At 33.4% G+C, this 13912-nt stretch carries 14 protein-coding genes and 1 tRNA gene; 11 read left to right on the top strand and 4 right to left on the bottom strand.

All coding sequences use genetic code 11. The features are described from left to right. Positions 1-17: 17 nt before the first annotated feature. The gene (yqgO, locus tag AC5LWL_RS09440) at positions 18-209 is read left to right on the top strand and encodes a protein YqgO (RefSeq protein ID WP_493434077.1); all 192 of its coding nucleotides are present in this window, start codon (positions 18-20) and stop codon (positions 207-209) included. A 272-nt stretch (positions 210-481) separates the two neighbouring features. Here the strand turns inward: yqgO and AC5LWL_RS09445 are convergent, their stop codons facing one another. Next, entirely contained in the window at positions 482-1351 is an 870-nt protein-coding gene (locus AC5LWL_RS09445) for a hypothetical protein (protein WP_493434078.1), read from the bottom strand. Between the two features lie 302 nt (positions 1352-1653). On the opposite strand from AC5LWL_RS09445, the gene AC5LWL_RS09450 reads away from it, so the two are divergent. From AC5LWL_RS09450 to AC5LWL_RS09480, 7 genes are all read left to right on the top strand, one after another. Next, the gene (locus AC5LWL_RS09450; RefSeq protein ID WP_493434079.1) at positions 1654-1860 is read left to right on the top strand and encodes a YqgQ family protein; all 207 of its coding nucleotides are present in this window, start codon (positions 1654-1656) and stop codon (positions 1858-1860) included. Between the two features lie 15 nt (positions 1861-1875). Further along, positions 1876-2862, top strand: coding sequence for an ROK family glucokinase (locus tag AC5LWL_RS09455; RefSeq protein WP_493434080.1), 987 nt, complete (start codon positions 1876-1878; stop codon positions 2860-2862). 465 nt (positions 2863-3327) lie between these two features. Further along, a complete protein-coding gene (locus AC5LWL_RS09460) occupies positions 3328-5220 on the top strand; it encodes an LTA synthase family protein (RefSeq protein WP_493434081.1) in 1893 nt (630 codons plus the stop codon). Positions 5221-5342: 122 nt separating this feature from the next. Beyond that, a complete protein-coding gene (locus AC5LWL_RS09465; protein ID WP_493436580.1) occupies positions 5343-6530 on the top strand; it encodes a M14 family metallopeptidase in 1188 nt (395 codons plus the stop codon). A gap of 161 nt (positions 6531-6691) precedes the next feature. Further along, the gene (locus AC5LWL_RS09470; protein WP_493434082.1) at positions 6692-7819 is read left to right on the top strand and encodes a YqgU-like beta propeller domain-containing protein; all 1128 of its coding nucleotides are present in this window, start codon (positions 6692-6694) and stop codon (positions 7817-7819) included. Positions 7820-7924: 105 nt separating this feature from the next. Further along, complete coding sequence (locus AC5LWL_RS09475; protein ID WP_493434083.1) at positions 7925-8242, top strand: MTH1187 family thiamine-binding protein; 318 nt, start codon at positions 7925-7927, stop codon at positions 8240-8242. Between the two features lie 26 nt (positions 8243-8268). Further along, the gene (locus AC5LWL_RS09480; RefSeq protein ID WP_493434084.1) at positions 8269-8904 is read left to right on the top strand and encodes an MBL fold metallo-hydrolase; all 636 of its coding nucleotides are present in this window, start codon (positions 8269-8271) and stop codon (positions 8902-8904) included. Positions 8905-9059: 155 nt separating this feature from the next. On the opposite strand, the gene AC5LWL_RS09485 is transcribed toward AC5LWL_RS09480, so the two are convergent. Both AC5LWL_RS09485 and AC5LWL_RS09490 read right to left on the bottom strand, forming a co-directional pair. Further along, a complete protein-coding gene (locus AC5LWL_RS09485) occupies positions 9060-9755 on the bottom strand; it encodes a helix-turn-helix transcriptional regulator (protein WP_493434085.1) in 696 nt (231 codons plus the stop codon). A 526-nt stretch (positions 9756-10281) separates the two neighbouring features. Further along, positions 10282-10353 (bottom strand) — tRNA-Gln (locus tag AC5LWL_RS09490). A gap of 270 nt (positions 10354-10623) precedes the next feature. On the opposite strand from AC5LWL_RS09490, the gene AC5LWL_RS09495 reads away from it, so the two are divergent. The 3 genes from AC5LWL_RS09495 to AC5LWL_RS09505 all read left to right on the top strand — a co-directional run bounded on the left by AC5LWL_RS09495 (position 10624) and on the right by AC5LWL_RS09505 (position 12479). Further along, positions 10624-11091: a hypothetical protein gene (locus AC5LWL_RS09495; protein ID WP_493434086.1), complete on the top strand. Its 468-nt coding sequence runs from the start codon at positions 10624-10626 to the stop codon at positions 11089-11091. Positions 11092-11100: 9 nt separating this feature from the next. Beyond that, a complete protein-coding gene (locus AC5LWL_RS09500) occupies positions 11101-11610 on the top strand; it encodes a hypothetical protein (RefSeq protein ID WP_493434087.1) in 510 nt (169 codons plus the stop codon). A gap of 221 nt (positions 11611-11831) precedes the next feature. Continuing rightward, entirely contained in the window at positions 11832-12479 is a 648-nt protein-coding gene (locus tag AC5LWL_RS09505) for an ATPase, T2SS/T4P/T4SS family (RefSeq protein WP_493434088.1), read from the top strand. 63 nt (positions 12480-12542) lie between these two features. Here the strand turns inward: AC5LWL_RS09505 and AC5LWL_RS09510 are convergent, their stop codons facing one another. Further along, the gene (locus AC5LWL_RS09510) at positions 12543-13664 is read right to left on the bottom strand and encodes a site-specific integrase (RefSeq protein ID WP_493434089.1); all 1122 of its coding nucleotides are present in this window, start codon (positions 13662-13664) and stop codon (positions 12543-12545) included. Positions 13665-13912: the final 248 nt, after the last annotated feature.

The raw sequence follows: 13912 nt of genomic DNA on the forward strand, positions 1-13912 counted from the left end.
AGTAGGAGGGATAAAAAATGCCGAAGATTTTGTCCGTTTTATTAATAGGTTTAAGTGGTTATTTTCTTTTGAAAAAAAGATACCGTATTCTGAATGTTATTCTTAGTAATAGAGTAATAAGACAATATTTAATTAAGTTTGTTATGAACTTGCCAGGACTTCGCAATAAAATGATAGGGTCTGTTTTTTCCGGATCAAGAAGCTATTAGAAGACAGAGTGCCAACAAAACTTCTTTCTTCAACACTTCGAAACGCTTGTAAGCAAGAAGAAGGACGTTCATACTCAGATACTCAATAGTGTCAGTGCCCAGCCCCAAAAGTAATACTTCTGGCTATTAAAAATTTAAGTCAAGAGAACATTCTTCGGGGCTGACAAAGGGTGCTTTGGTTTTATTATCTTCTACAAATAATAAAAGAACTAGATTTGTGGATAAGTTAGTGGTTTGAGTTGAGTCCAGCTTTCATGTACAAGGATAAGTTATTAAATAGGAATTTGTTGACGCAGAATAATGGATTCTCCGTCTTTTGTTGTAAATAAAATAAGAAGATGATCCTTATTTATTAAAATAGAAGGAATGGTGCTTCCAATTGGATCAGTGATGGTTCCATCTTGTTTCCTAATTCCCAGGAAATAATTTTTATATAAGCCTTCCGTTAATTGACCAATGATTTGAGCAGTTTTTTCCTTCGTAAATCCTTTAAATGGAGTATGATGATAGGTACTTAAATCAGTTAATAGAAGATGAATTGGATATTGATCCAGCGACAGACCATTTTTCTTAAAACTTTCATTAAAATAGTAGTCTACATAATGTTTTGTTTCAGAATCCAGTACTCTTTTCCATTGTTTTTCTTCCATTGTTTGAGGAATTTTGAATGCTTTTGCTGTAGAATCAAAACGAGAATTAATTACGTAAAGAAAAGCATCTGTTATTTTTTGAGAACTAAAAATCCGATCATTAACATCATGGATTTCAGCATAATGGAAGGATATCGATTGGAATAACCTGCTCTCTTTTTCGACAAGCGTTTTTTGTTCTGTTAATTCCATTGTATTCTGTTTCCACTCCCCCATTGTGCTTACAAGTTTCCCATTTGCATATAATAAGCTCATATTTTGCCTTAAATAAGCTACTTTATTTAAATTGGATGTTGTTTCCCATTGAATACTGTAAGCATCATTTTTTTGTTTCGCCAAAGTAATAGAGGTTTCTGCTTTAGGAAAGGAGACATTTGGATCAATAGGGAAGTAGGTAATACTCTCTTTCGCAATTTGATTTTGTTGAAAAATATAAAAAATAGAAATAATTAATGCAAGGGAGAAACTTAGTAAGAGAAAATCTCGTTTCATTTTTTTCACCACTATTTTTTAGTATAGAAAAGGAAAAGGAGTATGAGCTACGCCGTACAGGATGTACAAGTGCCCTGGGCTTTTCTTGTGAAATATACATTACACATTATATGGTGGAAAAGCTTAAAACATGTCCGAATATTGTTAAAAATAAAAGGTTTAAAAGAGTAGAAAAGTTCGTTAAAATATAATAAAACATTCTTGAGGAATATAAAAAAGTACATTATACTTAAAATGAAAACGATTTAAAATTGAATTTTATAACGAATTATTAAAAAATCGAATAAAAACAGAGGGTTAAAATGAAAAGTATTTATGATGTTCAACAATATTTGAAAACGTATGGAACGATTATTTATACCGGTGATCGAATCGGTGATTTAGAATTAATGAAATCAGAGCTGCAAGAAATATATCAATCTCAACTGATTGAAAAGAAAGACTTAGAGTCTGCGGTCTTTATATTAAATCAAAAAATTCAAGATTTAAAAGAAGAAAGAGAGAAGTAAGGGGAGAGAATAAGAATGACAGAAAACTGGGTTGTTGGTGTCGATTTAGGTGGTACCACGGTAAAAATTGCTTTATTAACATTAAATGGAGAAATAATCGAAAATTGGGAAATTCCTACAGATAACAGTGATGAAGGAAAAAATATTACCAAAGATATAGCCAAATCAGTTGATGAGCATTTAGAAAAATGGAATCATGCTAAATCAGATGTTTTGGGAGTGGGAATGGGTGCTCCAGGTCCTTTTGATTACGAAACTGGTATTATTTATAACACGGTAAATCTGGGATGGCCAGATAATTTTCCATTAAAAGAACGATTGGAAACGGAACTCGGTTTGCCAGTATCTATTGATAATGATGCAAATTGTGCTGCATTAGGGGAAATGTGGAAAGGTGCAGGAGCAGGATGTAAAGATTTAGTGTGCGTAACATTAGGTACCGGTGTAGGAGGAGGCGTTATTGTAAATGGCCAAATTGTTCAAGGCGCTAAAGGAGCAGCTGGAGAAATCGGTCATTTAACTGCAGTTGTGGAAAATGGTGCACTTTGTAATTGTGGAAAAACCGGTTGTTTAGAAACGATAGCTTCTGCTACTGGCATTGTAAGATTGGCCAAGGAAATGCTTATAGAAGAAATGATCGATAGTGAACTCCAAATTTTATTAAAAAAAGAAGGAACGTTTACAGCAAAAGATGTATTTGATGCAGCGAAAAACAATGACAAAGTAGCACAAGATGTTATTGCATTTGTAGCATCTCATTTAGGTTTAGTATTAGCTAATATTGCCAATACACTTAATCCGCAAAAGATCGTTTTAGGAGGAGGAGTATCCAAGGCTGGGGATGTTTTATTAACACCTGTAAAAGAAGACTTCCAAAAATACTCTTTTAAAAGTGTAGCTGAATCGACTGTGATTGATGTTGCAACGCTTGGAAATGCAGCAGGAGTAATTGGGGCTGCTTGGTTGGCTAAAAGCAAAAAGTTAAATTCATCCGTTTTATAAAAAAGATAATCATCTCGTTAAAGAAACAGGATGCCATTTAGAAAGTTTAGTTGCGAATACTTTTAAAGAAAAGTGCAGCTGAATTTTTGAATGGCATCCTTTTTTAGATAAGAATGTATATTATTTTAGAAGCCAGATGAGTTTCGGGCTTTTACGCACAGGTCAGTTCGTATCAGTGGTAGTGGCCGCATTGCCAATGGACGTACTGAACTTGGCAAGTTATTGCTTAGCCTCAAAAAAAATCACCTCTTATTTTTTTTCGTTTAAACAGGGTGAAATTTCCTGCTATTTCTTTGAAACTTTTTCGATTCAAATCCGTCTATATACTAGTAACAAAATATCATATCGTATAAAAATGAAAAACAGATGAAAAAATAATAAAAAATATGAAAAAAATTGCTTTTATCATTTATTTTTGTGTGGAAAATAAATGTCATAATATGGAGGCAGAGGAGGGTATACCATTTGTTTAGCAGAAAATTAGAATGGTCCAAATTTTCTTTTTTAACAATCGCAGTAATTTTACTTTGGATAAAAACAAACATTGTTTATCTAACAAGTTTTGACATTAAAATAGAAAATTGGACACAGCAGTTTATTTTATGGATCAATCCATTAAGTTCGTTATTATTTGTTTTTGGTATCAGCATGTTTTTAACCGTAAAAAATCAAAAAAAGTATATATGGATGGCAAGTTTGCTATTATCACTTATTTTATATGCAAATATAGTCTTTTATCGTATATTCACAGACTTTTTAACACTGCCTTTACTTTTTCAAACAAGTAATATGAGTGACTTAGGAAGCAGTGTAAAAGAGCTTATTCATCCGACTGATTTTCTCTACTTTATTGATCTGCTATTATTAGCTTTTCTAATGAGAAAAAAGCCAAGCTTTATTAAGTATCCAACTTATACGAAAAATGGCAGACGCTTATTTTATTTACTGGCAGCAAGCTTTGCCTTTTTTAATTTGAGTTTGGCTGAAACACAAAGAACCCAGCTGTTGACAAGAACATTTGATAGAGAAATACTAGTGAAAAACATTGGAGCTTATAATTATCAGCTCTATGATTTATTCTTACAAACAAAGTCAACTGCACAAAGAGCATTAGCTGATGGTAGTCAATTAACAGATATTACTAATTATAATAGTGCCAATTATGCCGCCCCTAATCCAGACATGTATGGTGCAGCGAAGGGGAAAAATATTATATTGGTCAGCCTTGAGTCAACACAGAGTTTTCTAGTAAATCGAGAAGTGAATGGAGAAGAAATAACTCCCTTTTTAAATGATTTTATTAAGGAGAGTTATTATTTTGATAATTTTTATCATCAAACGGGACAAGGGAAAACATCCGATTCTGAATTTATTGTGGAGAATTCCTTATATCCGTTAAGCAGAGGAGCCGTTTTCTTTACCCATTCTGGAAACGATTATCGTGCAACACCTGAAGTATTAAATGAAAATGGCTATTATACAGCAAGCTTGCATGCTAATAATAAAAGCTTTTGGAACAGAGATATCATGTACCAAAGCTTAGGTTATCAACGTTTTTACGAAATTGGAGATTATGATGTAAACGAAGAAAATTCTGTAGGATGGGGTTTGAAGGATGTAGAATTTTTTGAACAGTCTATTCATCATTTGAAAGAAATGCCTCAGCCGTTTTATAGTAAGTTCATTACATTAACAAACCATTTCCCATTTGTATTAGAGGAAGAGGATAAATTAATAGAGCCACTAACAACGGGAAGCAAAACCCTTAATAATTATATTCCAACTGTCCGCTATCAAGATGAAGCGTTAAAGCGGTTTATTGAATTATTAAAACAAGAGAATTTATATGAAAATAGCATCATTATTTTGTACGGAGATCATAACGGAATTTCTGAAAACCATAATAAAGCTATGGAAGAATTATTAGGTGAAGAAGTTACTCCACTTGTCAGTACACAACTGCAAAGGGTGCCCCTCGTTATTCATATACCGGGAGAAGCAGGTAAAACAATTTCTACCGTATCTGGTCAGGTCGATATCAAGCCTACGATACTGCATCTTCTAGGCATAGAAAGCAAAAATGAAATACAGTTTGGAAAAGATTTATTCTCAAAAGATAAAAAGGAATTTACCGTACTACGAGATGGAAGCTTCATCACGAAAGATTATGTTTATACAAAAGATACATGTTATCAGAAAAAAACAGGAGAGCCTGTGGAAAGAAATGCTTGTGAAGCGTATATAAATATGGCAAATGAGGAGTTAGGCTTTTCTGATTCCATTATTTATGGAGATTTGCTTCGATTTTACAAGATAAAAGATGGAAAACTTCTGATGGAAGAAATTAACGAACAATAATAATAAAGTGAAACTTATCAGAGGGAGGATGAGGAAAATCTCCACGGATGAAGTTTCACTTTATTTATGTATTTTTTTCGCTTTAAAATCATAAATATGAAGGGATGGAAGGAGTGGATATGTTGGAAATAAAAGCTAGACTTGGCGACACCTTTTGGTATTATAGCCGGCTCTTTATGATACCATTAAACATAATGGTTGACAGCAATCCGTCAATAAATCCCAATAACATAACAAATGGGCAAAAAGTTAATATTCCTGGTTTTACGACACAAAGAATTGTCCTTAAAAAAGGGGATACTTTATGGAAGATAGCTGGTGCAAGAAATATTTCAGTAGATAGTATTTTATTATTAAATCAGCAAATAAATCCGAATCAATTAAAAATCGGTGATCATATATTGGTGCCAACAAGAATTATTGCAAAATTGGTGAACGGAAAAAAACAATATGATTATCGAACATTACAGGAAGATATCAATAAGCTACAAGCCAATTATCCTTTTATAAAAATAAATACAATTGGCGAAAGTGTATTAGGTCATGCTATTCAGGAAATCCGCTTAGGAAGGGGGAATAAAAAGGTTCATATTAATGCCTCCTTTCATGCAAATGAGTGGATAACTACCCCGATTCTTATGTCTTATCTTAACGATTATTTATTAGCTTTAACTAATAATACGAATATAAAAGGAGTTAAAATAGCACCTCTTTATCAATCGATAGACCTTTCTATTGTGCCTATGGTGAATCCAGATGGAGTAAATCTTGTTTTAAACGGTCCGCCAGAAAGTGAACGTGAAAGGGTATTGGCGATTAATGGTGGAAGTACTGATTTTACAGGCTGGAAAGCAAATATTAGGGGAGTCGATTTAAATAATCAATTTCCTGCAAAATGGGAAGTCGAAAAGGAGCGAAAGAAACCAAAATCGCCTGCTCCAAGAGATTATCCTGGAGAAGCCCCTTTATCAGAACCAGAATCGAAAATAATGGCACAGCTTGCTAAAAGAGAAAATTTTCAGCGAATGCTCGCTTTTCACACGCAAGGAAAAGAATTTTATTGGGGATATGAAGGACTGGAGCCAAAAGAATCACAAGCAATTGCTAATGAATTTGCAAGGGTAAGCGGCTATGAGGCTATACAATATGTTGACAGCTATGCAGGCTATAAAGATTGGTTTATTCAGGACTTTAGAAAACCAGGATTTACAATTGAATTAGGCAAAGGAATAAATCCGCTTCCACTGTCCCAATTTGATGAAATATACCGAGATGTTTTGGGCATCTTTTTAGCATCTTTATATATGTAAAAATAAATGGTAATAAGGGGATTAGCAGGTGTGGTAAGATTTATTCAACGTGAAAAGAAAAGAAGCAAAAAAGATTTTAACAAAGCCGGAAATATTCGGCTTTTTTGTGTTACTATTCAATATAGTAAACAAATCAAAATGAAGTAAAAGGGTGTGGAAAAATGTTTGATCATTTAAAAAGAAAAGCGGAAGTTGTTTTTCTTCTTATTCTTCTTTTCACACTTGTACTATCTGGATGTTATCCTAAACAGAAAGAAATAACGGGTGAAGAAGATGAAAAGGATGTACCGAAAAAAGAACAGAAAGAAAAGTCACTTCTTCCTCCGATAAAGAAAATAGTTGGAGAGTTTGTTCAAATTGCAGGATGGTTGGATGATGATAAAATAGCCTATATTTCAAAGACAGAAAAAGGTTATCAACTTTATTCCTATAACCTTTTTGCTGGTACATATACAAAGCTTTTTCAATCAAAATCAGAAATGGTGAATGTGAAAATAAGCCCCAATTTGAATCAGATTCTTATTTACACAGCGGCATCTGATGATACGGGAGAAATAACGATAATCGATAAGAACGGAAATGCTCTTTTTACTACATCGCTTGCAAGCTATGATGCTGATTTTTTATGGAATCCTTTTAATGAGAATGAATTATTAGTTTCTGCTTTTACGGATGAATGGAAAAGTAAAGTATCTTTATTATCCATTCATCAAAAACAACTCCTTCCATTGAAGAATATCAATCCCTTTTCGCAATGGTTAAATAAGGAGGAGCTCGCCTATTTAGATTGGGAAAAGGATGATGCTTCCTTTGAAGCTCCTATAAAAGCAAAAAATGTACAAACAAATCATGAAGTGGATTACAATCTATCCAATGTTTTTTCGATGCATGTTTTTAAAGAGGCAGTCGTGGCCATTTCAACCGATTCGAATGATATTGATACGGCAGTTTATTCCTTTTATCAGCATGATTTTCGTAAAAATAGCAGTTTTTCGGCACCACATTTATCGAAATACACAGATTGGCTTATCCCGTATTTTGATTTGCATAATACAAGTTTCTATACATTTATACCAAAGGAAAGCGGCAGTGCAGATACATATAATAGTGGATTTGATTTTATGTCAATCAATACAAAAACGGGAACAAAAAAACAAGTTGTTAAACAGCCATTAGAAAATCAGCCAATACAGCTATCGCCAAAAAGTGATTGGTGTTTATATGGGTATTATTTGGAGCAAATTATAAATGTAAAAACAGGAGAAATTTTTTCTTTGACAAGTGTCTAATGAACGGTGAAAAAATCATCTTTCATAAGAGAAAGTATAGATAGTTGAGAAACTTCTTGAACTATGACAAGATAAAGGAAAACAGATTTTAAGGAGAGATGAAAGTTGGCTATTGTTGATGTAACGGTAATCCCAATTGGAACAGAAACGCCTAGTGTTAGTAAATATGTAGCGGATATCCATAAAATTCTGCAAAGCTATGAAGAAAAGGGAGAAATTCGCTATCAGCTTACGCCGATGAATACGATCATCGAAGGGGAGCTACCGAAATTATTTGAAGTAATCCAGGCAATGCATGAAGCTCCTTTTTCAAAAGGATTAGTACGAGTGGCAACAAATATCCGTATTGATGACCGCAGAGATATTGAAAGAAAAATGGAAGATAAAGTGGAGCGGGTTATGAGCCATTTATCAACAAAATAATAAACGCTAACAAGAGGTGCAGGTAGATGGAATATAAACAAATTCCCCTAGGTCCAATTCAAACAAATTGTTATTTAGTCTGGGATGATGACAAAAATTGTTTAGTTATAGATCCAGGGGCAAATGGAGATAAATTAATAGCCATTATTTCGAAATTAGAATTGACACCAGTTGCCATTCTACTAACACATGCTCATTTCGATCATATTGGGGCAGTGGAATCGGTTAGAACAGAGTACAGCATTCCAGTGTATGTTCATAATAAAGAAGATGAGTGGTTAATCAATCCAAAGTTAAACGGCAGTGCTGCGTTTAAACTGCCAACTCCAATTGTCGCAAAGCCGGCAGATTATTTCCTTGATGAGAACCCTTCTATGACTGTCGGAGATTTTACATTTGCGGTATTGGAAACTCCTGGACATTCTCCAGGTGGTGTGACGTTCTATTTTAAAAAAGAAGGCGTGGCATTTGTTGGTGATGCATTATTTCATGAGAGTGTTGGACGAACCGATTTGATTGGGGGCAATTCACGAACTCTTCTTGCAAGCATTCATGATAAGCTGCTTGTATTGCCTGAAGATACGTTGATTTTATCTGGACATGGCAGAAGTACTACTATTGCACATGAAATGGATCATAATCCATACTTAAATGGTTTCTAAAGGAACTGGTTTTTTCGAATAGGAAGGGGGTATCCAAATGTCGAAGAATCGACTTATTGGATACCCCCTCTTTTTTCATGTATTATATAGAAAAGCTAGGTTTTTATGCTTTTAGATACCTTATTTTCGCAGGTGCTTTTTGTTTCTCTCATCTATTAAACAGAAACTTTATAAGCACATTGATGGCATCCTGAAATAATATTTTGTTTCTCAACTAACTGTACATCTTGGAAAAGGGCTTCAAACATGCCAACAAAAAAATGTTGATGCATGTTGCATACTTTTTCTTTATGGTCCATAGCCACCTCTTTATATGGACAATTAAAAATTTCAAAATAAAGAGAGGTTTGATCTTCATTCCATTCTAAAGCTGGCATTTGTCCAGTTATTAAACTGGCATTTTGCAATAGTCGAATTTTATCATCATTTGTAAGGGTAGTTGCATTACTAGTGAATCGAACAATTTCCTGTTCCATCATTTCTTTTCCAAATTGTTTGCCAGATTCAAAAAGAGCTTTGCGGCCTTCTGGTCCAATTTTATCCATAGACTTTAATAAAATTTTGCTTAATAATTGATAATCCCTAAATGGAAAGCTCAATTGAATTACTTCATTTGATAATCGATACAATCTGCTTGGACGTCCGCCTTTACCCGTTTTTTTTGTCTCTGAATAAAGCATTCGAACATCTTCTAATTTAGATAAATGCAGTCTTGCAACATTGGGATGTATGGCAAATTCATCGGCAATTTCCTGAACTGTGACATCTTGATGACGGTTTGTTATATATTGATAAATATAAAAACGAGTTGGATCAGACAATACATTGGTAACTTTTAACGTATTTTCCATCGCTTTTTTCCCCTCCGTATTCTATTTTCTTCATTATAGTATAGCAATCTACCATAAACACCGTAAAAACTATAAGTTTATAAAATGTTCACATCTTTGCAATAAATATGTTCATAAAATATACATATTCATTATTGATAAAGTAAACAAGTTGATAAACGTGTATATTAGACGAGAATAAGCCTGCTCATTTTAAATAGATGGGCAGGCTTTTCTTTGGTTGTAGTATAAAATGTTTGCAAGAGTGTTTATTATCCAAAATTATCCATAAATATCCGGTGAAACATGAAGCATCTTTATTAACTGGCGGATTTTCCTGTTTAGATTCGGAAAGGATGAATCAGGATCAAAACAGCAAAGAAAAGAGGAGAGTTTGTCCGGAAAAAGGGCAATCAGGATCAAAACAGCAGAGAAAAGAGGGGAGCCTGTCCCTTAGTGGGAGGCAGGCTCCAGAATTTAAAAAACTTTTTTTAGGGAGTTACTTGTTAATCAACAAGCCTGAAATGTTTGCTTGTTTTTTGGTTGACTGGGCTAGCTGGATTCGAACCAACGAGTGACGGAGTCAAAGTCCGTTGCCTTACCACTTGGCTATAGCCCAATAGTGAGTACTTTTGCTTCCATGTAAAAACTAGTATAGGAAGAATGGAAAGCTTTTATACATTTTTTTATTAAATAGTGTTGCATTCTCAATAAGTCCGCAGCCGGAATACACTTCGCTTTCCGTGGGGAGGGCATTGAAAAAATAAATGACAATATTAACAGAGTCTTTAATAAAAATAAAATAATAGTGTATTTCCGTAAAATTCACATAAATAACCTTTTCGAGGAAATAGTAAAAATAAATAAAATTCCTCTGAAAGGTTGAAGAATGGATATAAACATATTTACATTTATATTAATATATTTACTCCTTTTTATCGTTTATTGGATAATACCTAAAGTTTTAACACCGATTGAACGGACGGGCTGCTACTTAATTAGCGTGATTATAGTACATGATTGGGTAAATATTGCAACCGTAAATTTACATATACTAGAGCTTTCTCAACAATTTTATAAAAGTATGATCTTTTCAATAAATAAAATTTTCTTATTCCCGATAACCTTACTTCTTTTTTTAGAAGTGTTTTTGTTTGTAAATAATAGGACAAAAAAAATAGTAGTGATGATTTTAGGAATCAGCACCATTTTATTTTTAGATTTTTCCAATAAAAGACTTGGAATTATTACCTACACAAATTGGACAAGCTGGAATACTCTTTTGTTTTGGCTGTCTTTTTCTATTCTTTTATACAGTGTATTTCGGTTGTTTCATTATCTTCAAAAAGAAAGGTGAGTGATGAGGATGTTTTTATACTTGCCAGAAAAGTTTGATGAAAACGAATGGTTTATAGTGATATCGACCTTAATCGCACTAATTATTGTGAAAATATTGCCGAAGCGTTTTCCAATTATCATTACCATATTGCTTTGTCTTTTTATTAGTGCAGTTTCCAAGATAGTGGATCATCTACTCTCAGGCTCCACATTAGTGAATTTATATGATTTTAATGATTCAACTAAATATGAATATTTCGACCTATTTTTACAATGGATTTTGTATCCAATAATCGGTTATTTATTTGTTTATTGGTATGATTATTGGAAGGAAAAAAGAAGAAATACTCTTTTATTAATAGTCGTTATTATTGTTATATCCACTATCTATGAAGCAATATCTGTGAAATTTAAAGTGTTTGATTTCAGAGAATGGTACAGTTACTTATCCGCCGCCTTTTACAGCTTTGCTTTTCCCATTACTATTTTTTATTATCATGTATTAAAAAAATGGTATGAAAAGATAAACAGAATTTAAATGGTTACTAGTGGGGAGAATTGGAGCTATATTTCGTTTTTGACAAAACAATGGAATACAATTAGAAGCTGAAGAGCTTTATGAAAAAAGTGAGTAAGGAGATAAGGCAGCCTCCTTAGTACTAGATAAAATAAATAAAAAAATAAAAGAGGAAAGAAGGATAAACGAAAAAAATGTCGAAATAAATTAATAAAATAACGAAAGGTGGTGCTTTATGCATCGTGATATCGATTGAAGCATTAGCAAACCGTATTGTTAGAGAGGCGGTTGAAGATGAAGCGACAGATATACATATTATCCCGAAACAAAAAGAATCTCATCTCCAGTTCCGCATCTCTAATAAACTCCACACTAGACATATCCTTCCCTCAAAAGATTGTGACAAATTAATTTCCCATTTTAAATTCACGGCATCTATGGACATTGGCGAACGAAGGCGACCTCAAAATGGATCGTATTCGACAACGATAAAAGGACAGCATATTGGACTGCGTCTTTCCACACTCCCGTCTATTCCACATGAAAGCTTAGTTATTCGCATTTTACAAGAAAAAAATGATATCCCCATTTCTAAAATCAGTTTGTTTCCAGACGCTTCACGAAAATTAATTGCTTTATTAAAGCATGCTCACGGGCTTGTGATTTTCACTGGTCCGACCGGCTCAGGTAAAACGACAACCTTATATTCTCTTCTTAACGAAAATGCGCATCTGTATCATCGAAATGTTATTAGCTTAGAAGATCCAATTGAGAAAACACAAGAAAACGTTCTGCAGATTCAGGTGAATGAAAAAGCAGGCATTACGTATTCGACTGGACTAAAAGCAATCCTGCGCCATGATCCTGATATGATTATGGTCAAAGCTTAGTAATCCCTATAAAACTAGCATTCTGGGGGATTAATCATTAGGCTCGACCACATTTTGACCACGTTACTTTTCATTTACCTTTTTAGAGAACACATTTGCAACATCTGACTGCAATCCTATAGAAGCATGACTATAAGTATCCAACGTTATTTTTACAGAAGAATGACCTAAACGGTCAGCCACTATTTTAGGATTTGTGTTAAGTTCCAAAAGCAAAGTAGCATGAGTGTGTCTCATATCATGAAATCTAATTTTAGGAACGCCAGCAATATTTATATATTTTCTAAATGGTCTATTTAAACTGGTTGGTCTAAATGGTTTTCCATCCGGATGACAGAAAATCAATCCGTTGTCCTGATATTCTGGACCGAACTTCAACCTGTAGGCATTGTTTTTGTTAATCCGTTCCTTTAAAATAGAGGAGACAAAAGAATCTATGGCAACTTTCCTATATGAAGAAGGTGTTTTCAGTAATCCAATCTGAACACCTTTTTTTGTTTCTGTAATACTCTGACGTATATTGATAATATTCTTGGAGAAGTCTGGGTCTATTCGTCTTAACCCCATAACTTCTCCTTTTCTTAATCCAGTAAAGGCAGCAACTGTGAAAACATCATAATAAAATTCATCGTATTTTTTTGTAATGTTTAAAAAATGATTTAACTCTTCGAAGGACCAGGTATTTTTTTTCTTATTCTTAGGGTTGCTAATCGTAATGTTTTCTAAAGGACTTTTAGAAATTATTTCTAAATGTACAGCATGTTTAAAAATCATTTTAGCAACGGATAATACCTTATGGGCTGTATCTGGTTGTAAACTATCTAACAATTTACTAACAAAAGCTTGTCCATGAACAGGTTTGATTTCCTGGATTTTATTGTTCCCAAAAAAAGGATTGATCCACTTATTAATCTTGATTGAATATTGTTCTGATGTTGTTTCTTTCAATTTATATTTGTAGCTTTCATACCAATCAAGAGAAAACTCTTTGAATGTTAATTCTTTTGGTGCAATCCAAGAACCATTATTCACTTCATAGACAAGTTCGTTCAATGCAGTTTCAGCTTCTTTTTTCGTCTTGAAACCACTCTTTGTTTTTTGCTTCCGTTTCCCCGTAATCGGATCTTTTCCTATATCAACAGTATAACTCCATTTATCGCCCCTTTTGCGAACATAACCTTTCATTGAGAAATCTCTCCCTTTTTTCGGCTTGTCCCTACAAGAAGGCAATCTTTCACTTTGATAATAACGTCAGCTGGCAACTCTTCAACATAGATGATCTTCACAATAATCTACTCCTCACCCCAATATCAGAACAAAACAGAACGTACGTTTCTATTTTTGTTAATTCTAATATATCATGGTTCATGGTAGTGAAGGTGATTATTTTGTCGAAAAAAAATAGGTATATGATGACATATTTCGACAATTCA

The organism is Niallia sp. WK069_GA_01, assembly GCF_983173855.1.

What these genes read in the sequence shown, in the direction of transcription:
- yqgO (WP_493434077.1), top strand. Translation starts at nt 18, where the DNA reads ATGCCGAAGATTTTGTCCGTTTTATTAATAGGTTTAAGTGGTTATTTT.
- AC5LWL_RS09445 (WP_493434078.1), bottom strand. Translation starts at nt 1,351, where the DNA reads ATGAAACGAGATTTTCTCTTACTAAGTTTCTCCCTTGCATTAATTATT.
- AC5LWL_RS09450 (WP_493434079.1), top strand. Translation starts at nt 1,654, where the DNA reads ATGAAAAGTATTTATGATGTTCAACAATATTTGAAAACGTATGGAACG.
- AC5LWL_RS09455 (WP_493434080.1), top strand. Translation starts at nt 1,876, where the DNA reads ATGACAGAAAACTGGGTTGTTGGTGTCGATTTAGGTGGTACCACGGTA.
- AC5LWL_RS09470 (WP_493434082.1), top strand. Translation starts at nt 6,692, where the DNA reads ATGTTTGATCATTTAAAAAGAAAAGCGGAAGTTGTTTTTCTTCTTATT.
- AC5LWL_RS09480 (WP_493434084.1), top strand. Translation starts at nt 8,269, where the DNA reads ATGGAATATAAACAAATTCCCCTAGGTCCAATTCAAACAAATTGTTAT.
- AC5LWL_RS09485 (WP_493434085.1), bottom strand. Translation starts at nt 9,755, where the DNA reads ATGGAAAATACGTTAAAAGTTACCAATGTATTGTCTGATCCAACTCGT.
- AC5LWL_RS09495 (WP_493434086.1), top strand. Translation starts at nt 10,624, where the DNA reads ATGGATATAAACATATTTACATTTATATTAATATATTTACTCCTTTTT.
- AC5LWL_RS09500 (WP_493434087.1), top strand. Translation starts at nt 11,101, where the DNA reads ATGTTTTTATACTTGCCAGAAAAGTTTGATGAAAACGAATGGTTTATA.
- AC5LWL_RS09510 (WP_493434089.1), bottom strand. Translation starts at nt 13,664, where the DNA reads ATGAAAGGTTATGTTCGCAAAAGGGGCGATAAATGGAGTTATACTGTT.